Annotated in this window: 17 protein-coding genes; 5 read left to right on the forward strand and 12 right to left on the reverse strand. The window is 73.1% G+C overall.

Going from position 1 to position 18,078, the window contains the following annotated elements:
* The first annotated feature begins 73 nt into the window (after positions 1-73).
* Positions 74-913 (forward strand): IclR family transcriptional regulator, encoded by an 840-nt coding sequence (locus tag EJK16_RS13715; RefSeq protein WP_127130225.1) that lies wholly within the window; start codon positions 74-76, stop codon positions 911-913.
* Between the two features lie 96 nt (positions 914-1,009).
* Here the strand turns inward: EJK16_RS13715 and EJK16_RS13720 are convergent, their stop codons facing one another.
* The 8 genes from EJK16_RS13720 to EJK16_RS13755 all read right to left on the reverse strand — a co-directional run bounded on the left by EJK16_RS13720 (position 1,010) and on the right by EJK16_RS13755 (position 9,461).
* Positions 1,010-1,726 (reverse strand): sulfite exporter TauE/SafE family protein, encoded by a 717-nt coding sequence (locus EJK16_RS13720; RefSeq protein WP_127130227.1) that lies wholly within the window; start codon positions 1,724-1,726, stop codon positions 1,010-1,012.
* On the reverse strand, positions 1,723-2,544 hold the full coding sequence (locus EJK16_RS13725) for a ribonuclease activity regulator RraA (RefSeq protein WP_240646062.1): 822 nt from the start codon (positions 2,542-2,544) through the stop codon (positions 1,723-1,725). Before EJK16_RS13725 ends, EJK16_RS13720 begins: the two co-directional genes overlap by 4 nt.
* Positions 2,541-3,569: an ABC transporter ATP-binding protein gene (locus EJK16_RS13730; RefSeq protein WP_127130229.1), complete on the reverse strand. Its 1,029-nt coding sequence runs from the start codon at positions 3,567-3,569 to the stop codon at positions 2,541-2,543. The genes EJK16_RS13725 and EJK16_RS13730 overlap by 4 nt, the downstream gene beginning before the upstream one ends.
* Positions 3,562-4,587, reverse strand: a complete 1,026-nt coding sequence (locus EJK16_RS13735) for an ABC transporter ATP-binding protein (RefSeq protein ID WP_127130231.1) — start codon at positions 4,585-4,587, stop codon at positions 3,562-3,564. Before EJK16_RS13735 ends, EJK16_RS13730 begins: the two co-directional genes overlap by 8 nt.
* Positions 4,584-5,597 carry an ABC transporter permease gene (locus EJK16_RS13740; protein WP_127130233.1) on the reverse strand — a complete coding sequence of 338 codons (1,014 nt, stop codon included), beginning with the start codon at positions 5,595-5,597 and terminating at the stop codon, positions 4,584-4,586. The genes EJK16_RS13735 and EJK16_RS13740 overlap by 4 nt, the downstream gene beginning before the upstream one ends.
* Positions 5,598-5,611: 14 nt before the next feature.
* The gene (locus EJK16_RS13745; protein WP_127130235.1) at positions 5,612-6,538 is read right to left on the reverse strand and encodes an ABC transporter permease; all 927 of its coding nucleotides are present in this window, start codon (positions 6,536-6,538) and stop codon (positions 5,612-5,614) included.
* 10 nt (positions 6,539-6,548) lie between these two features.
* The gene (locus tag EJK16_RS13750) at positions 6,549-8,135 is read right to left on the reverse strand and encodes an ABC transporter substrate-binding protein (RefSeq protein WP_127130237.1); all 1,587 of its coding nucleotides are present in this window, start codon (positions 8,133-8,135) and stop codon (positions 6,549-6,551) included.
* Positions 8,136-8,585: 450 nt separating this feature from the next.
* Positions 8,586-9,461: a LysR family transcriptional regulator gene (locus EJK16_RS13755; protein WP_127130239.1), complete on the reverse strand. Its 876-nt coding sequence runs from the start codon at positions 9,459-9,461 to the stop codon at positions 8,586-8,588.
* Positions 9,462-9,584: 123 nt separating this feature from the next.
* Between EJK16_RS13755 and kdgD the strand changes: the two genes are divergently transcribed.
* The 4 genes from kdgD to EJK16_RS13775 are packed head-to-tail and all read left to right on the forward strand — an operon-like array spanning position 9,585 to position 14,004.
* Positions 9,585-10,532, forward strand: coding sequence for a 5-dehydro-4-deoxyglucarate dehydratase (gene kdgD, locus EJK16_RS13760; RefSeq protein WP_127130241.1), 948 nt, complete (start codon positions 9,585-9,587; stop codon positions 10,530-10,532).
* Entirely contained in the window at positions 10,529-12,133 is a 1,605-nt protein-coding gene (locus EJK16_RS13765) for an aldehyde dehydrogenase (NADP(+)) (protein ID WP_127130243.1), read from the forward strand. The genes kdgD and EJK16_RS13765 overlap by 4 nt, the downstream gene beginning before the upstream one ends.
* 40 nt (positions 12,134-12,173) lie before the next feature.
* Positions 12,174-13,547: a glucarate dehydratase gene (gene gudD / locus EJK16_RS13770; RefSeq protein WP_127130245.1), complete on the forward strand. Its 1,374-nt coding sequence runs from the start codon at positions 12,174-12,176 to the stop codon at positions 13,545-13,547.
* A gap of 52 nt (positions 13,548-13,599) precedes the next feature.
* On the forward strand, positions 13,600-14,004 hold the full coding sequence (locus EJK16_RS13775; RefSeq protein ID WP_127130247.1) for a universal stress protein: 405 nt from the start codon (positions 13,600-13,602) through the stop codon (positions 14,002-14,004).
* A gap of 488 nt (positions 14,005-14,492) precedes the next feature.
* Here EJK16_RS13775 and EJK16_RS13780 read toward each other — a convergent pair whose 3' ends face one another.
* The 4 genes from EJK16_RS13780 to EJK16_RS13795 form a co-directional block, all read right to left on the reverse strand.
* Positions 14,493-14,885 carry a universal stress protein gene (locus EJK16_RS13780; RefSeq protein WP_127130249.1) on the reverse strand — a complete coding sequence of 131 codons (393 nt, stop codon included), beginning with the start codon at positions 14,883-14,885 and terminating at the stop codon, positions 14,493-14,495.
* A 29-nt stretch (positions 14,886-14,914) separates the two neighbouring features.
* Positions 14,915-16,444 (reverse strand): tripartite tricarboxylate transporter permease, encoded by a 1,530-nt coding sequence (locus tag EJK16_RS13785; protein ID WP_127130251.1) that lies wholly within the window; start codon positions 16,442-16,444, stop codon positions 14,915-14,917.
* Positions 16,445-16,511: 67 nt separating this feature from the next.
* Positions 16,512-17,051: a tripartite tricarboxylate transporter TctB family protein gene (locus tag EJK16_RS13790; RefSeq protein WP_164737350.1), complete on the reverse strand. Its 540-nt coding sequence runs from the start codon at positions 17,049-17,051 to the stop codon at positions 16,512-16,514.
* Positions 17,048-18,064, reverse strand: a complete 1,017-nt coding sequence (locus EJK16_RS13795; protein WP_127130255.1) for a tripartite tricarboxylate transporter substrate binding protein — start codon at positions 18,062-18,064, stop codon at positions 17,048-17,050. The genes EJK16_RS13790 and EJK16_RS13795 overlap by 4 nt, the downstream gene beginning before the upstream one ends.
* Positions 18,065-18,078 lie beyond the last annotated feature (14 nt).

The raw sequence follows: 18,078 nt of genomic DNA on the forward strand, positions 1-18,078 counted from the left end.
AGCATGATGATTTGTTTCGGCCCGGTGAAGGTAGGATTCACCACACGACGAAACGAGCAAAGGGGCTGGTTCTATGGCTGCATCTCCGGTCGAGCCGCTCGACGACGCCGAGCTCGGCCGCGTCGCGGAGTCCGGCGTCCGCGAGGTGAAGTCCGCCGCCCGCACCGTCGAGCTGCTCGAGCTTCTCGCGTCGCGTCAGAACCGCCCCGCGCGGCTGCGCGAGCTCGCCGACGCCCTCGGTGTCCCCCGAAGCAGCCTCTACGCGCTGCTGCGGACGCTCGTGAGATGCGGGTGGGTCGCCACCGACGCGTCCGGCACCCTGTACCGCATCGGCATCCACGCCCTCCTCGTCGGCACGAGCTACCTGGACGCCGACCCCTACCTGCGCCTCATCCAGCCCTACATCGACGAGCTCGGGGAGAGCATCGACGAGACCTTCCACATCGGGCGGCTCGACGGGTTCGACATCGTCTACCTGGCCACCCGGGAGTCCAGTCAGTACCTGCGGCCCTACAGCCGGGTCGGACGACGCCTGCCGGCCTACGCCACCTCGCTGGGCAAGGCCATCCTGGCCGAGCGCGAGGGAGCCGACCGGTCGGAACACATCCCAGCCGAGCTCACGGCCCTGACGACACACACCATCACCGACCGGCAGCAGCTCGAGGCCGACCTGGCGCTGGCGCGCGAGCGGGGCTACGCCGTCGACGAGCAGGAGAACAGCCTCGGGCTGCGGTGCTTCGCCGTGGCGCTGCGGTACTCCGCCCCCGCGGTCGACGCCCTGAGCACGTCCGTGCCGCTCGCCCGGCTCACCCCCGAGCGGGAGACCGAGATCATCAGCGCGCTCATGCGCGCGCGGGACCACATCGAGCGGTCGGTCGCCCCGCTGGCGAGCCTGGCGGCCGGGCTGGTCTGACCCCGTCCGGACGCTCCCGGGACCGCTCGCCGGACCCGCTCACCGGAGCGCCTGCACTCACCGGAGCGCCTGCACCGGAGCGCCTGCAGGACCGGCTTACAGAACCTGGTCGACGACGACGAGCAGCGCCCCGAGCGTCGAGACCACGAGCGCCACACCCCGCACGCGCCTGGCGTCGAGGCGCCGGTTGACGAACCGGGAGAGCAGGTAACCGCCCAGCATCGCGGGCACGAGCACCCCTGCCATCCGCAGCGTCCGCGCGTCGATCGCCCCGACCGTGACCAGGGCGACCAGCGAGGCGACCGAGCCCGCCAGGAAGAAGGCGCTCATGGTCCCGCGCAGCCGGGCGCCCGAGGAGTCCTGCCAGACGAGCGCCATCGGCGGCCCCCCGATCGACGTCGCGGTCCCCATCAGGCCGGAGGCCGCCCCGGCGACCACGAGGGCGCCGCGGGTGGGCGTGGGCCGCCAGCCCCGCACGCTCAGCAGCACCCCGCCGAGGACGGTGACGGCGAGCATGAGCGCGAGCCCGCGGGCGGGGAGCACCACGACCAGCACGGCCCCGAGGGCCGTGCCGGGCAGGCGGCCGAGCAGCGCCCAGCCGGTGCCGCGGAAGTCGATGTCGGCGCGCTCACGCACCGCGCCGAGGATGCACACGCCGGTGGCCAGGAGCACCAGCGTGCCGGGCAGGAGCGTGGGGTCGACGAGGGCGATCACCGGCGCCGCCAGCAGGCCCAGGCCGAAGCCGATGGAGGACTGCAGGCAGGAGGCGAACACCACCGCCAGCGCGATGACCAGCAGTCCCCCGTCGGTCACGCTCCGGCGCGCGCCGCGTCGGTCTGTGCGCGGTAGTCCCGCATGGTGTCCTCGTCGGGCGGGTACGTCCCGCGCAGCGGGCTGCCGCCCTCCACGCGGGCGAGGACGAAGTCCTCGAGTCGCTCCTGCTCGAGCGCCGCCAGGGCGACGGTCTCCGCGAGGTGGCGCGGGACGCACACCACGCCGTCCCGGTCGCCCACGAGGATGTCCCCGGGGTAGACGGCGACCTCCGCGCAGGCCACGGGCAGCTGCATGTCGACCACGTGGTGCACCGCGAGGTTGGTCGTCGGGGCGGCACCCGCCGAGAAGACCGGCAGGTCGAGCTCCTCCATCCCGGCCATGTCGCGGACGGTGCCGTCGGTGACGATGCCGGCGGCGCCGCGCACCCGCAGCCGGGTCGCGAGGATGTGGCCGAGCGAGGCGGCCCGCCGCTGGCCGCGGGCGTCGATGACGAGCACGTCGCCCGGGCCCACCGACTCCACCGCCTTGCGCTGGGGGTGGTCGTAGTCCTGGAAGACGGCCAGGACGTCGAGGTCCTCGCGCGCCGGGATGCACCGCATGGTGAAGGCCTGTCCCACGAGCCGCTGCCGGGCGGGGTTCGCGAACGTCAGCCCCGCCAGGAAGGTGTTGCGCAGCCCGTGCCCCATCAGCTGGGTCGTCAGGGTCGCGGTGCTGACGTGGTGGAGCGCCGCGTACGCGGCCCGGCTCAGGCCGAGCCGGGCCGCCGCGTCGGCGCCGTTCTCCGTGGCCTCCGCAGCGGCGCCACCCCGGGCGCCCTCTGCCGTCGTCCCGGTGTTCGTTGCTGCATCGGTGCTCACGAGAGGGCCTCCAGCGGGTAGTGGCACGCGGCCAGGTGGTCGGGTTCGAGGGGTGCGGGCGCCAGCGGCGGCACGGCGGTGGCGCAGTGGTCCGTGGCCTGCCAGCACCGGGTCCGGAAGCGGCAGCCCGACGGCGGGTCGAGCGGCGAGGGGATCTCGCCCTGGAGCAGGATCTTGGTCCGGGCCGCGGCGGGGTCCAGCGACGGCGCGGAGGACATCAGCGCGGCCGTGTACGGGTGGCGCGGGTGCGCGAAGACCTGCTCGGTGGACCCGGTCTCGACGATCTTGCCCAGGTACATCACGGCCACGCGGTCCGCGACGTGCCGGACGACGGACAGGTCGTGGGAGATGAAGACGTAGCTCACCCCCAGGCGTTCCTGGAGGTCGTTGAGGAGGTTGAGCACCTGCGCCTGGACGGAGAGGTCGAGCGCGGAGACCGGCTCGTCCAGGACGATGACGTCCGGGTCGAGGGCCAGCGCGCGGGCAATGCCGAGGCGCTGGCGCTGGCCGCCGGAGAACTCCTGCGGGTACTTCTCGCCGTCGGAGGGCCGCAGCCCCACCAGGTGGAGCAGCTCACGCACGCGGGCGGCCCGGTCCCGGCGGGAGGGGTACATGTCCCGGTGGGTCAGCCAGGGCTCGGCGATGATCTCCGCCGCGGTCATCCGGGAGTTCAGGGACGCGAACGGGTCCTGGAAGACCATCTGCACGCGGCGGCGGAACGCCAGCAGCGCGGCGCCCCGCAGGCCGAACGGGTCCGTGCCGTCGAAGCGGACGGTGCCGCCGTCGGGCTTCTCCAGCATCATGAGCACCCGGGCGAGGGTCGACTTCCCGCACCCCGACTCCCCGACGAGGCCGAGGGTCTCCCCCCTCCCGAGGGTGAGGCTGACGCCGTCGAGCGCCCGCAGGCGGTCGTTGCCGGACGGGCCCTTCGCGACGCGGAACACCTTGGCGACGTCGGTGACGTCCAGGACGGGGTCGGCGACTGCGGTTCCCGTCCCGGCGGGCCGGCGGACCTGCTCAGACATGGGCGAGCTCCTCGGAGAAGTGGCAGGCGGCCTCGTGCCCGGCCGCCGCGGGCCGCAGCGCCGGGCGGGTGGTGAGGCACAGCTCCCGGACCATCGGGCACCGCGCCTGGAACGCGCACCCGGCCGGGATCGCGTGCAGCTCCGGCGGGCTGCCGGGGATGGAGCGCAGCTGCGCGCCCCGCTCGACGTGCACGGGGACGGAGTCCAGCAGGCCGCGGGTGTAGGGGTGGCGCGGGTGCGCGAAGACCTCGGCCACCGGCCCCGTCTCCACCACCTTGCCGGCGTACATGACGGCCACGTGGTCGGCCTCCTCGGCCACGACGGCGAGGTCGTGGGTGATGAGGATGAGGGCCATCTGACGCTCGGCGCGCAGGTCCCGCAGCAGGGCCATGATCTGGGCCTGCACGGTGACGTCGAGGGCGGTGGTGGGCTCGTCGGCGATGAGCACGGTCGGGTTCAGGGCCACGGCCATCGCGATGAGCAGGCGCTGGCGCATCCCGCCGGAGAACTGGTGGGGGTAGGCCCGCAGGCGGGTGCGCGGCTCGGGGATGCCCACGCGTTCCATCAGCTCGACCGCGCGTTCACGCGCCTGCCTCCTGCTCAGGCGCTCGTGGATCCGGAAGGGCTCGGAGAGCTGGGCGCCGACCGTCTGGACCGGGTTGAGGGCCGTGAGCGCGTCCTGGAAGACGATGGCCATCCCCGGGCCGGCCAGCCTGCGCCGGGCCCTGCGGCTGAGCGCGAGCACGTCGGTGCCGTCCAGGCGGGCCTGGCCGCCGGCGACCTGGGCGACCGGGTCGAGCAGGCCCGAGACCGCGAGCGCGGTCATGGACTTCCCGCACCCGGACTCGCCGAGCAGGGCGAGGGTCTCGCCCGGTCGGACCGAGAAGCTCACGTCGTCGACGACGCGCATCTCGCCCCGGGGGGTGCGGAGCTCGACCGTGAGGCCCTCGACCTCGAGGCCCTTGCGCGCGGGCCGGGTGGCGGCCGTGGTGGGCTCGGCGGTGCCGGTGCTGCTCATGGCTGGACCTCCAGTGCGGCGGCGCGGGGGCCGCGGCGCGTGCGGGGCAGCGTCAGGCGCCAGCGCTGCCCGGGGTCGGTGGCGAGACGGAGCCACGACGAGAGGATCGTGGCCGAGGCGGTGGTCACGACGATCGCGAGGCCCGGGAAGAACGAGATCCACCAGGCGCTCTGCAGGTACTGGCGTCCCTGGGCGACCATGAGGCCCCAGCTCATCTCCGGCGGCTGGATCCCGATGCCGAGGAAGCTGAGCGAGGACTCGGTGAGCATGACGAACGCGAAGTCAAGCGTCGCCACCGTCAGCAGGGTCGGCAGCACGATCGGGAACACGTGCCGGCGGATCGTGGCGCCGCTGCGCGTGCCGAACGTGCGGGCGGCGTCGACGAAGAGCCGGCTCTGCAGCTCCGAGGCCTCGGCGCGGGCGGTGCGCAGGTAGATCGGGATCCGCGTCAGCGCCAGCACCGCGACGATGTTGGCGGCGGAGGGCTCGAAGATGAAGAGGACGACGACGGCGAGCAGCAGCGAGGGAAAGCTGAGGATCACGTCGGCGATGCGCATGGAGACGTTCTCGCGCCAGCCGCGGTGGTAGCCGGCCCACATCCCCCAGGTCCCGCCGACCACCAGGGAGACGCACACCGCCGGCAGCGCCACCGAGAGCGTCGTCCCGGCGGCCTCGATCAGCCGGCCCAGGAGGCTGCGGCCGAGGGAGTCGCTGCCGAGCACGTAGGCCCAGCCCGAGTCGAGGGTGAACGGGGCCCGGTTGATGTGCGTCAGGTCCTGCCGGGTGGCGAGGTCGCCGATGAGGAAGGGGCCGACGGCCGCGGTGAGCAGGATGACGGCCAGGACGAGCGCGGCCGCGGTGGCCAGCCGGTCGCGCAGGAGCAGCCGCCACCACGCGGGCCGGCCGGCCGGCGGCCGGCTCTCGGGAGCCACGGCGGTGGCGACGGCGCCGCCACCGCCCGCCGCGTCGTCGACCGGCTCGGCGTGGGCGTCGTCCGTCCTGGTGGACATGAGGCCTTCCTTCGTCATGTCAGCACCCCTTCCCGGACGCGCGCGTCCAGCAAGGCGTAGCCGATGTCGATGAGGATGTTGAGGAGGAAGATCGTCAGGGCCGTCACCAGCACCGCCGCCTGCAGCACGGCGAAGTCCCGCTGCAGGATGGAGTCGATCATCAGCTTGCCGATCCCGGGCCACCCGAAGATGGTCTCGACGACGACGGCGCCGTTGACGAGGCCGACCGTCAGGTCGCCGGCCACGGTCAGGGCCGGCGCCGCGGCGTTGCGCAGGGCGTGGCCGAGGACGACCCGCAGCTCCCCCGCACCCTTGCTGCGCGCGACCTTGACGTAGGGCGCCGACAGCGCCGAGACCATCGCCCCGCGCACCACCTGAACGAGCACCCCGAAGGGGCGGATGAGGAGGGTGGCGATCGGGAGGACCCAGGCCGCGGACCCCTGGACACCCGACGTCGGCAGCCACCCGAGCGTGACGGCGAAGACGAGCACGCCCATGATGGCGACCCAGAAGTCGGGGACGCTGGCCGCCGCCATCGACGTGAAGCTGGCGACCCGGTCCGCGAGGGAGTTGGGCCGGTAGGCCGCCCAGCTGCCGACGACGACGGCGCCCACGACCGCCAGGATCATCGTCGTCGCGGCGAGCTGGAGCGTGGCCGGGAAGGCCTGGAGAGCCATGCCCATGGCGTCCTGCCCGGTCCGCAACGACTGCCCGAAGTCCAGCTGGGCCACGTTGGTGACGTAGTCCCAGAACTGGACCAGCAGCGGGCGGTCGAAGCCGTTGCGGACCGTGAACTCCTCCCGCATCTCAGCGGTGGCGCTGAGCGGCAGGTAGAGCTTGGCGGGGTCGCCCGAGAGGCGTGCGAGGAGGAAGACTCCCAGCACCACGACGATCAGGGGGATCGCGCTCGAGACGGCCCGGCGCCGCAGGAACGTCAGCATGGGTGTCTCCTCAGCTCGCCGGGCGCATCTCGGCCAGACGCATCTCGTCGCCGGTCGAGGAGTTGGGCTCGTAGTCCAGCTTCGGCCCGCGGGCGAGGATGCCGGTCATGTGGGCGAGGTCGGCGAACTGGGTGATGTTCTCCCGCTCGTACGCCAGCGCCTCGGCGAACGCGACCTGCCGGGCGTCACCCTCGGCCTGGTTGCCCGCGTTGATCAGCGCGTCGAGCTCGGGCGTGCCGGTCGTCGACTCCTGCGAGTCCGTGCGCATGTACTGCGCCATGGTGAAGCTGGCGTCACCGGCCTGGTTGCCGTGCTGGATCACCAGGGCGACGGGGCCGCGGTCCTCGGGGAACGGCTTGACCTGGTACTGCAGGGCCTCGGCGGTGTCCACCATCTGGATGGAGACGTTGAGGCCGACCTCGGCGAGCTGGCTCTGGAGCACCTCGACGGTCTCCGCGATCTTCGGGAACTGGCCGTTGCGGCCGATCAGGGTGATCTCGTTGTCGACGGGCGCACCGGCGGCCCTGGCCTCGGCGATGAGGGACTTGGCCTTCTCCGGGTCGTACTCCCACGCCGTGACGGCGGGGTCGAAGCCGATGATCCCCTCCGGGATCAGCTGACCGGCCGGCTCGCCGAGACCGCTGAACAGGGAGCCGACGATGCCGTCCCTGTCGATGGCGTAGTTGACGGCCTGTCGCACCCGGATGTCGTCGAGGGGCGGCTGGCTGGCGTCCAGGCGCACCGCGGTGGTCTCGTTGTTCGGGTAGGACACGGCGGTGTCCCCCGCGCCGTCGTCCGGCCCGAGCCCGGTAGCCAGGTCGGCCTCGCCGGCCGTGACCATCGCCGCGCGCACCGTGCCCTCGTCGCGCCAGACGTACTCGGCGGAGTCGTACGCGGGCGCCTCGCCCCAGTAGTCCTCGTTGCGCTCCAGCGTGACGCTGATGCCGGTCTGCCAGTCTGCGATCTTGTACGGCCCGGTGCCGACGGACTCCCGGACCTCCTCGGTCGTGGAGGCTGAGGCGGGCACGATCTCCACGAACGAGAGCCGCAGCGGCAGGATCGGGTCCGGCACGTCCGTCGTCACCTTGAGGGTGGTCGCGTCCACGGCCTCGGTGGTCAGCGTGGTACCGGCGAACATGCCGCCGTTGACGTCGCAGGTCAGGTCGGGGCTGAAGATGCGGTCGATGGAGTGCTTCGCGGCCTCGGCGTCGAACGCGGTGCCGTCGGAGAACGTGACGTCGTCGCGCAGGGTGAAGGTCCACTCCGTGTCCGACGTCGACGCCCACTCCGTCGCGAGCAGCGGCTCGAGCTCCCCGGTGGTGGCGTTGCGCTCCGCGAGGGGCTGCGTGACGTTGGAGCGGAGCACCACGCCCACGGAGGTGAGCGAGGAGTCGCAGGCCTCCAGCGACGGCGGCTCCTGCGGCAGGACGATGCGGACGGTGCTGGCGGAGTCGCCGCCGGTCCCGGCGCCGCCGGTCGCCGCGTCACCGGAGTTGGCCACCGAGCAGGCGCTCAGGGCGAGGGCGGTGCCGAGCGTCGCGACGGCGGCGCGCCGGGCGCGAGGCCGGGCGAGGAGGGGCTGCGCTGGTCTGGTCATGGTCTCTCCGTTGAGGCTCGGGCGACGCCGGGGTCGGCGTGGCGGCTGACTGCGCTGGTGGGGATCGGCGCCGGCCTCTCGGTCGACGGTGGGGATCGGCGCCGGCCTCTCGGTCGACGGTGGGGATCGGCGCCGGCCTCTCGGTCGACGGTGGGGGTGAGCTCCACGGGACTAGCCGGGGCCAAGGTCGTTCTCGGCCCGCCGTCCCGCAGGAGGATGGGTGTCTACGAGGATGAACGCGGTCTGCGTCCGTAGACAGAAGTTAGGGGTACCCGTACGTGCCTTGTCAAGGACTCCGTGCCCAGGTGCTCCGATTCAGGGGGTACTTCCTCCCGGGCGGCACGGCACGGCACGGCGCGGCGCGGCACCGCGCGGCGGTATGCGGGGGGCAGCACCGCGCGCGGCGTCGCGGCGCGGCTCTGGGCGGCTCGGGCCGCCCGCCGCCGGCACTCAGACCAGCTGGAGCAGCGACGCCAGCGCGGGGTTGTCGTTGTCGCGCCGCCACACGCAGTGCGCCTGGACGGTGTTCGGCGGCATCCCGGCCACGGGCAGGAATGTGAGCCCGGGCAGGCGTAGGGCGGCGGCGGAGGCGGGCACCAGGGCCACGCCCACGCCGGCGTCGACCAGCGAGAGCACGCTGTTGACCTGGGTGACGTGCTGGACGTAGCGGGGGGTGATGCCCGCCCCGGCGAAGGCCGCCACCACGAGCTCGTGCAGGTAGCGCGCCTCGGACGGGGCGTACGTGACCACGTCGTGCGTCCCGATGTCCGCCAGCAGCGGGATCCGGCCCAGGGCGGTGAGCGGGTGGTCGCTGGGAACGGCGAGGATCAGGGACTCGGCGTGCACCCGCCGGGCGGCGAGCACGTCCACCCGCGGGATGCCCCGGCCCAGGCCGACGTCGATGTCACCGGCGAGCAGGGCGTCGACCTGCTCGCGGGTGACCATCTCGGTGAGGATCAGGTCCACGTCGGGCAGGTGCTTGCCCGCGGCCCGCGCCCAGTACCCCAGCACCGTCAGGGCCGCGACGGCGGTGAACCCGATCCGCACCGCCCCCGCCGTGCCGGTCGACGCGCTGCGGGCCAGCAGCGGCGCCGCCTCCGCCAGGCCGAGCAGCCGGCGGGCCTCGTCGAGGAAGACCCGGCCGCCGGGGGTCAGGCGCACGCCGCGGTGGGTCCGCTCGAAGAGGGGCACCCCGATCTCGCGCTCGAGCTTCTGCACCTGGCGGCTGAGCGGCGGCTGCGTCATCTGCAGCCGGTCCGCCGCCCGGCCGAAGTGCTCCTCCTCGGCCACCGCGACGAAGCCGCGAACCTGCTCCAGCGTGTACATCTCCGACCCCTCACCCTCATTGATACCTGTTGTGCATCGTCCCATGCCAGACGGGTGTTGGACAGGTATGACACTCGGGCCTAACGTCCTAAGTCACCACCGCCGACGCTGGAGCCACACACCATGACTTCTTACACGCCCGACGAGCTGAAGCTGACGATGGGATCGGGCCTGCTGTCCTTCCCCGTCACCCACACCACCCCCGACCACGCCTTCGACCGGCCGGCCTACCAGGAGCACGTCTCCTGGCTGGCGGGGCACGGACCCTCCGCCCTGTTCGCCGCCGGCGGCACGGGCGAGTTCTTCTGCCTCACCCCGGCCGAGGTCGGCGAGGTCGTGCGCGCCGCGGTCGAGGCCGCGCCCGCCGGCGTGCCGATCATCGCCCCGGCCGGCTACGGCACGGCACAGGCGCGGGCCATGGTCCGCGACGGTGACGCGGCAGGCGCCGACGGCATCTTCCTGTGCCCGCCCTACCTCACGGAGCTCGACCAGGCCGGCCTGGTGGAGCACGTGCGGGCGGTGTGCGCCGAGACGGACCTCGGCGTCGTCGTCTACCACCGCGCCAACGCGCAGTTCAGCGCCGCGGCCGTCGAGGAGCTCGCCGCGACCGTCCCGAACTTCGTGGGGTTCAAGGACGGCATCGGTGACGTCGACCTCATGACCCGCCTTTACGCGAACCTCGGCGACCGGCTGCTGTACGTCGGCGGCCTGCCCACCGCCGAGACCTACGCGTTGCCCTACCTGGAGATGGGGGTGACCACCTACTCCTCGGCGATCTTCAACTTCGCGCCGGTCTGGGCCCAGCGCTTCTACCGCGCCGTGCTCGCCCGCGACGTGGACACCGTCTACGCGGGCCTGCGGGACTTCGTCCTGCCCTACCTCGACATCCGCAACCACCGGGCCGGGTACGCCGTCTCCATCGTCAAGGCGGGCCTCACCGCGGTGGGCCGGCCCGCCGGGCCGGTGCGCCTGCCGCTGACAGACCTCGAGCCCGCCGAGCTGGCGGAACTGTCCGCCCTCATCGAGAAGGCCATGTCCCCGCAGGTCCTGAGCGAAGGGGTGAGTGCATGAGCACCCAGCAGACCACGACCGGGCTCACCGGCGACCTCCTCATCGGCGCCCGCGACGTCCGCGGCACCCACGGCGAGGTCCGGGGCGTCGACCCCCGCACCGGCGAGGCGCTCGACCCCGCCCACGGCCTGGGCGGGGTCGAGGACGTCGAGGCCGCCGCCGCGCTGGCCTGGGCGGCCTACCCCGCCTACCGCGCCACTGACCTGGAGACCCGCGCGGCGTTCCTCGAGCGCATCGCCACCGAGCTCGACGCCGTCGGCTCCGCGATCGTGGACCGGGTCACCGCCGAGACCGGCATCCCCGCGCCGCGCGCGCAGGGCGAGCTGGCGCGGACCACCAACCAGCTGCGCCTGTTCGCCGCCGTCGTGCGCGAGGGCAGCTGGCTCGGTGCCCGGATCGACCCGGCCCTGCCGTCGCGCACCCCGCTGCCCCGCCCGGACCTGCGCCAGCGCAAGGTGCCGCTGGGGCCGGTGGCCGTGTTCTCCGCGAGCAACTTTCCCCTCGCGTTCTCCGTCGCCGGCGGTGACACCGCCTCGGCGCTGGCCGCCGGGTGCCCCGTGATCGTCAAGGGCCACAGCGCCCACCCCGGCGTCTCCGAGCTCGTCGGGCGGGCCGTGCGCGCCGCCGTCGCCGCCTCGGGGCTGCCGGAGGGCACCTTCTCCCTCCTCCTCGGCTCGGGCCGCGGCCTCGGCACCGCCCTGGTCACGGACCCGCGCATCCGCGCCGTCGGCTTCACCGGCTCCCGCGCCGGCGGCCTGGCGCTCGTCGAGGCGGCCCAGCGGCGTCCCGTCCCGATCCCGGTCTACGCCGAGATGTCCAGCGTCAACCCCGTCTTCCTGCTCCCCGGCGCGCTTGCCGGGCGGGCCGAGGAGATCGGCACCGCCTACGTCGCCTCCGTGACCACCGGGGTCGGCCAGCTGTGCACGAGCCCGGGCCTCGTCTTCGCCCTCGACGGCGCGGACCTGGACCGCTTCCTCGCCTCGGCCGCTGCGGCCGCCGGGCAGCAGCCTGCGGCCCCGATGCTGAGCGCCGGCATCCAGTCCGCCTTCACGCAGGGGGTCGAGCGGCTGCGCTCCGCCGCCGCCGTCGCCACCGTGGCCTGCGGCGGCGAGGACGCGCAGATCACGGCGCCCGGCCGGACCTGGCTGTTCGAGACCGACGGCGACTCCTTCCTCGCCGACCCGGACCTCCAGGAAGAGGTGTTCGGCGCCGCCTCGCTCGTGGTGCGGGTCCGCGACGCGGAGCAGCTCCTCGAGATCGCACGGCGCACGGAGGGCCAGCTCACGGCCACCGTCCACGCCGAGCCTGGCGACCACGAGCTGGCCGCCGCCCTGCTGCCCGAGCTCGAGCTCGTGGCGGGCCGCGTGCTGTTCAACGGCTGGCCCACGGGCGTCGAGGTGGGGCACGCCGTCGTTCACGGCGGGCCGTTCCCCGCCACGTCCGCCCCGGCGACCACCTCGGTGGGGACGCGGGCGATCGAGCGGTTCCTGCGCCCGGTCAGCTACCAGGACGTCCCCGCGGACCTCCTGCCCGCAGAGCTGCGCGACGGCAACCCGCTGGGGCTGTGGCGCCGCGTCGACGGCGAGCTCGGGCGCCGCTGACCGCCCGCACGGACCCTCCGAACGGAAAGAACGAGGCGAGATGACGACGACGACACCCAGCCCCACGCGGACGACGTCCGCCGCGACCGGCACCCCGGTGGTGACCGCGATGCGCGTGGTCCCGGTCGCGGGGCACGACTCCATGCTGCTCAACCTCTCCGGCGCGCACGGCCCCTACTTCACGCGCAACGTCGTGGTGGTGACCGACTCCTCCGGGCGCACCGGGGTGGGCGAGGTGCCGGGCGGCGCCGCGATCACCCGCACGCTCGAGGAGGCCGCCGACCTCGTGATCGGCCGGCCCGTGGGCCAGTACCAGGGCGTGCTCGGCGAGATCCGCCGCCGCTTCGCGGACCGCGACGCCGGCGGGCGGGGCCTGCAGACCTTTGACCTGCGCACCACCGTCCACGCGGTCACCGCGGTGGAGGCGGCGCTGCTGGACCTCCTCGGCCAGTTCCTCGAGGTGCCGGTCGCGGCGCTGCTGGGCGAGGGGCTGCAGCGGGACCGGGTGCCGGTGCTCGGCTACCTCTTCTATGTGGGCGACCGGCGCCGCACGGACCTGGCCTACCGCTCCGAGCCGGACGCCGCCGACGACTGGTCCCGGCTGCGGCACGAGGAGGCCATGACCCCGGAGGCCGTCGTCGCCCTCGCCGAGGCCGCCCAGGCGCGCTACGGGTTCCAGGACTTCAAGCTCAAGGGCGGGGTGCTGCCGGGCGACGAGGAGGCCGCGGCCGTCACCGCGCTGGCCGAGCGCTTCCCGGACGCCCGGATCACCCTGGACCCCAACGGCGGGTGGCTCCTGAAGGACGCCATCGCCCTCGGCCACCGGCTGCGGGACGTGCTCGCCTACGCGGAGGACCCCTGCGGGGCGGAGGACGGCTACTCGGGCCGCGAGACGATGGCCGAGTTCCGGCGCGCGACGGGGCTGCGCACGGCGACCAACATGATCGCCACCGACTGGCGCCAGCTCGGGCACGCCGTCGCCCTGGGCAGCGTCGACATCCCGCTGGCCGACCCGCACTTCTGGACGATGCAGGGCGCCGTCCGTGTGGCGCAGCTGTGCGAGGCGTGGGGCCTGACCTGGGGCTCGCACTCGAACAACCACTTCGACATCTCCCTGGCGATGTTCACCCACGCGGCCGCGGCCGCGCCCGGGGAGATCACCGCCATCGACACCCACTGGATCTGGCAGGACGGCCAGCGGCTCACCCGCGAGCCCCTGGTGATCTCGGGCGGCGGCATCGACGTGCCCACCACGCCCGGCCTGGGCGTCGAGGTCGACCTCGACCGCCTCGAGGCCGCGCACGAGCTCTACCTCGCCGAGGGCCTCGGCGCCCGCGACGACGCCGTCGCGATGCAGTACCTGCTGCCGGGATGGACATTCGACCCCAAGCGCCCCGCGCTGGACCGTGCATGACGGCGGCCGCGCCCGCCGCGCTGCCCGGCGGACCGACGAGAGAGGTGCACGCATGAGCGTGGTGCTGGGCTTCGTGCCGACCGCGGCGGGCCGGGCGGCCCTGGACCGGGCCGTCCACGAGGCGGCCAAGGCGGCGACGACGCTGGTCGTGGTCTCCGAGCAGCGCAGCGACCACGGGGCGGGCGGCGCCGCCGACCCCGACACCATCGCCGAGGTGCGGCGCGCCGCGGCGGCCCGGGACGTGCCCGTCGAGCTCCGCGGCGCCGCGGACGGGCGCTCCGCCGCGGACCAGCTCGTCGACCTGAGCTACGAGGACGACGTCGAGCTGCTCGTCATCGGGCTGCGACGGCGGTCGCCGGTGGGGAAGCTCCTCATGGGCAGCACCGCCCAGCAGGTGCTGCTCGACGCCGGCTGCGCCGTCCTCTCCGTCAAGCCGCCCGTCGAGGCCCGCGCCTGAGGCGTGCGTCTGAGGCGTGCGTCTGAGGCGTGCGTCTGAGGCGTGCGTCTGAGGCGTGCGCCGCACCACGCGGTCTCGGGCGGCTCCGGGTACAGACCGCCACGTCTGACTTCTTCTCCACGACGACCGGGCCGGACGGAGAACGTGTACCCCTCAGCCTGCCCCTTGCCGACCAGGAGTCGCCGGCCCGGGCGTTCCTGGTCGGTCAGCCCCTCCAGCCGGTCGGTGATGAACCGGGCCCGCGACTCGAAGACCGCCGTGCGTTGACCCGGCCGCGCCCACCTTGTCGTCCAGCCACCGGCGGCGCCTGCGCGCTCCTTGCGCAGCGAGCGGGGCGCACCACCTGAACGGGAGTACGGCCGGCGCTCGCCGAGCTCGTGGACGAGCCAGGGCTGCTGAGCGAGCCGACACCCTGTGCCAGACCCGCGCGGGCCACCGCTCAGCGGCACGGGGCGGTGCCTGGTCGTTGCACCACCCAGCGTCGCGGCTCAGCCGTGCTTGACGGCGAGCACCGGGCAGCGTGCGTCGAGCATGAGGCGCTGGGCGGAGCTGCCGAGGAGGAACTTGCCGACGGGACTGCGGCGCCGCATACCGATGACGAGCAGATCCGCCTCCACCTCCTCGGTGACGGCGAGGATCTGGTCGACGGGGTCTCCGTCGCCGTCACCGCGGCGGATCTCGTGCGGCACCCCGCCGGCCGTGAGCCGGTCGGCGATCGCGTTGCACTCCTCCTCGCCGAGCAGGTCGTCGTCGACGTAGGCGCCTGCGCGGGCGGCGTTGACGACGATGAGGCGCGAGCCACGCCACCCCGCCTCCCGGACTGCCTCGTCGAGCGCGGCACGGGCGGCGGGGGTGGGAACGAGCCCGACGACAATGGTCATGACATCTCCTTGTGGGGTGTGACGGCTGGTCAGCGGCCGACGGTGACGGTGTCTGCGGTGTCTGCGGGGGCGCCGGCCCGGCGGGCGCGCAGGGCGCGAACCACGGGCAGCACCACGACGAGCAGGAAGACCAGCGCAAGCAGCACGCCGGAGATCGGCCGGGTGAAGAAGGTCGTGGCATCCCCGCCGAACATCCGCATGGACTGGCGGAAGGAGGTCTCTAGCAAGCCGCCCAGCACGAATGCGAGGACCAGCGGGCCGGGTTCAAAGCCGAGCTTCTTCATCAGGTAGCCGAGCACACCGAAGCCGACGACAACGAGCATGTCGAAGGCGTTGTTGCGGACTGTGTAGACGCCCACCATCGCGATCAGGACGGTGAGTCCCGCCAGGACATCGGTCCGAACCTTGAGGATCTTCACGAAGACGCCGATCAGCGGGATGCTCAGGATCAGCAGGAAGATGTTGCCGATGTACATCGAGTTCACGACACCCCAGAAGACGTCGGGGTGTTCGGACATCAGCAGCGGTCCGGGCGTGATGCCCTGCAGGAGCAGTGCGCCGAACAGCACCGCCATCGTGGCGTTGGCGGGCACGCCGAGGGTCAGCAGCGGGATGAAGGACGACGTCGCCGCAGCATTGTTCGCGGTCTCGGGACCCGCGACGCCCTCGATGGCACCACGGCCGAAACGCTCCGGCGTCTTCGACGTGCGCTTCTCCACGGCGTACGAGACCAGCGAGGACATCGCCGCGCCGCCCCCGGGCAGCACGCCGAGGAAGAAGCCGATCGCTGAGCCGCGGGCGATGGCGCCGCGCGACTCCTTCACGTCGGCGCGCGTGGGCAGCGCCCTGCCGAAGGACGGGATCGCCGGTTGGGGACGGGCCCGGTGCTCGAGGTTGTACAGGAGCTCCCCGACGCCGAACAGGCCCATGGCGATGATGACGAAGTCGAACCCGTCGGCGAGCTGGTCGCTGCCGAACGTGAACCGGTTGGCTCCGAGCAACGGGTCGCGGCCCACTGTGGCCAGCAGGAGCCCGAGCGCTGCGGCGGCGGCATTCTTCAGGGCCGAGCCGTTGCCCAGACTGGCGACGAGCAGGATGCCCAGGAGCGCCAGCACCGTGTACTCCGGTGGCCCGAACTTCAGTGCGAAGCCGGCGACGAGCGGCGCAACCACTGTCAGGCCCAGGATCGCCACCGTTCCGCCGGCGAAGGAGCCGATCGCGGCGATGCCGAGCGCCGAGCCCGCCCGCCCCTGACGGGCCATCTTGTACCCGTCGATCGCCGTGACGACGCTGGAGGCCTCACCCGGCAGCTGGAGCAGCACCGATGTGATGGTCCCGCCGTACTGCGCGCCATAGAAGATGCCGGCGAGCATGATCACCGCAGTGGTGGGGTCCACGCTGTAGGTGATCGGCAGCAGGATGGAGATGGTTGCGGCGGAGCCGAGCCCGGGCAGCACGCCGATGAGCATGCCGACCGTGACGCCGAGAAGGCAGAAGAGCAGGTTCTGCGGCTCGAAGACGACCGCGAACCCCTCCACCGCTGTCTGAATGATGTCCATAGGTTCCTCTTCTTGACCGCGGTGCGCCGGGCGACCGGGCGCGGGGTTGACCGGGCGATCGCGGGGTTTACCAGGCGATGAGGTGCGGCAGGTTGACGCTCAGCAAGCCGACGAAACCCAGGTGCAGGGCGGCAACCGCCCCGACCGTGATCGCGGCCGTCGACCGCCAGGTCTCGGTGCCGATCACCTTCAGCCACACGACCAGCAGGAGCGCGGTGGGGATCTCGAAGCCCACGACCTCGAAGAGCAGCCCGAAAGCGACGAGGCTGGCCGTGCCCAGCACGACACCCACGGTGCCCCGGGTGAACTGCTCGGTGTCGGCGGTCGTGCGGACCCGCAGCAGCAGCGCCAGCCCGATGAGCGTCATCACAACGCCGAGCGCGAACGGCCACATGCCCGATCCCGGGTTGCCGAGCCGACCGAGACCGAGCCGCCAGGCCAGCACGGCACCTGCGGCCCCGAGCGCGGTGACGGCGCCGGCCGCGACCGTGGCAAGCACGGTGCCCCCGGGCCTGAGCTGCTCGGGCTCGTCAGCAACAGGAACCGCGTCCGGCTCGGCCGGCGACGCGATCCCCGCGCCGCCGGCCGTGGAAGGTGTCGTCGTCACGACCCGCTCTTCAGGTCGATGCCGAGGTCGTCGACGAGGGTGGCGTACTGCTCCTTCGCCTCCGCCAGCGCCTTCTTGGCCTCCTCCGGGCCCACCTCCCAGCGCGAGGCGTAGTTGTTCTTGATGAAGTCGCCGTAAGCCGGGTCCTCGAACGCCGTCGCGAAGGACTCCGCCAGGTGGCTGCGCACGTTGTCCGGCAACCCGGCCGGGGCCGCGACGAAGCGGCGCTGCTCGACGACGACGTCGAAGCCGGCCTCGGTGGCGGTCGGGACGTCGGGGAGGTACTCGCTGCGCTCGGCCGCGAAGACCACGAGCGGGCGGAACTTACCCGAGTCGATGTGCGGCATGGCCTCGAGCAGCTGGATCGAGACGGCGTCGACCTGGGAGCCCAGCAGCGCCGTCACCGTCGGGCCACCGCCTTCGAACGGCACGGTGTTGTGCTCCACACCCGACCGCGTGGTGAGCGCGGCGGCCGACAGGTGGCTGCCGCTACCCACCCCGGTGTTGCCGTAGCTCAGGCCCGGGGTGCTCAGCAGGTCCTTGACGGTCTGGTAGGGAGAGGTCTCGGCGTTCACGACGAGGACGTAGTCCTCCTGCGTCACGCCCGTGACGATGTCCATGTCCTCGAGCGCGATGGGGTCTGCGTCGTCGACCGCGAGGGGCGTGATCGCCATGAGGCTCTGCGGGAGGAACACGAGACTGTAGCCGTCGGCCTTGCGCCCGAGGACCTCCTTGCCGCCGACAGCGCCGTTGGCGCCCTCGCGGTTGACCACGGGCATGGACTCGCCCAGCGGCTTCTCCACGGCCTTGGCGAAGGCCCGGCCGATGAGATCGGTCGCACCGCCAGGGCTGAACGGCACGGTCAGTTCGACGGGCCCGGTCGGGTAGTCGGGCGCCGCTTCCTCGGCTCCGGTGCCACCCTGGACGCCGCCGCACGCGGCGAGGACGAGGGCGGTCAGCCCGGCGAGGGCGGCAGCGGCGGCGCGCTTGCGGCGGGTGGAGGTGCTCAACATGTGTTTCTCCCTGT

It is taken from the genome of Georgenia sp. SYP-B2076 (assembly GCF_003991205.1).
Classification (GTDB): domain Bacteria; phylum Actinomycetota; class Actinomycetes; order Actinomycetales; family Actinomycetaceae; genus Georgenia.

Bases quoted from the DNA above. Each gene is read 5' to 3' on its own strand.
- EJK16_RS13715 (WP_127130225.1), top strand. From the start codon at position 74: ATGGCTGCATCTCCGGTCGAGCCGCTCGACGACGCCGAGCTCGGCCGC.
- EJK16_RS13730 (WP_127130229.1), bottom strand. From the start codon at position 3,569: ATGTCTGAGCAGGTCCGCCGGCCCGCCGGGACGGGAACCGCAGTCGCC.
- EJK16_RS13735 (WP_127130231.1), bottom strand. From the start codon at position 4,587: ATGAGCAGCACCGGCACCGCCGAGCCCACCACGGCCGCCACCCGGCCC.
- EJK16_RS13740 (WP_127130233.1), bottom strand. From the start codon at position 5,597: ATGTCCACCAGGACGGACGACGCCCACGCCGAGCCGGTCGACGACGCG.
- EJK16_RS13745 (WP_127130235.1), bottom strand. From the start codon at position 6,538: ATGCTGACGTTCCTGCGGCGCCGGGCCGTCTCGAGCGCGATCCCCCTG.
- EJK16_RS13750 (WP_127130237.1), bottom strand. From the start codon at position 8,135: ATGACCAGACCAGCGCAGCCCCTCCTCGCCCGGCCTCGCGCCCGGCGC.
- EJK16_RS13755 (WP_127130239.1), bottom strand. From the start codon at position 9,461: ATGTACACGCTGGAGCAGGTTCGCGGCTTCGTCGCGGTGGCCGAGGAG.
- kdgD (WP_127130241.1), top strand. From the start codon at position 9,585: ATGACTTCTTACACGCCCGACGAGCTGAAGCTGACGATGGGATCGGGC.
- EJK16_RS13765 (WP_127130243.1), top strand. From the start codon at position 10,529: ATGAGCACCCAGCAGACCACGACCGGGCTCACCGGCGACCTCCTCATC.
- gudD (WP_127130245.1), top strand. From the start codon at position 12,174: ATGACGACGACGACACCCAGCCCCACGCGGACGACGTCCGCCGCGACC.
- EJK16_RS13775 (WP_127130247.1), top strand. From the start codon at position 13,600: ATGAGCGTGGTGCTGGGCTTCGTGCCGACCGCGGCGGGCCGGGCGGCC.
- EJK16_RS13780 (WP_127130249.1), bottom strand. From the start codon at position 14,885: ATGACCATTGTCGTCGGGCTCGTTCCCACCCCCGCCGCCCGTGCCGCG.
- EJK16_RS13785 (WP_127130251.1), bottom strand. From the start codon at position 16,444: ATGGACATCATTCAGACAGCGGTGGAGGGGTTCGCGGTCGTCTTCGAG.
- EJK16_RS13795 (WP_127130255.1), bottom strand. From the start codon at position 18,064: ATGTTGAGCACCTCCACCCGCCGCAAGCGCGCCGCCGCTGCCGCCCTC.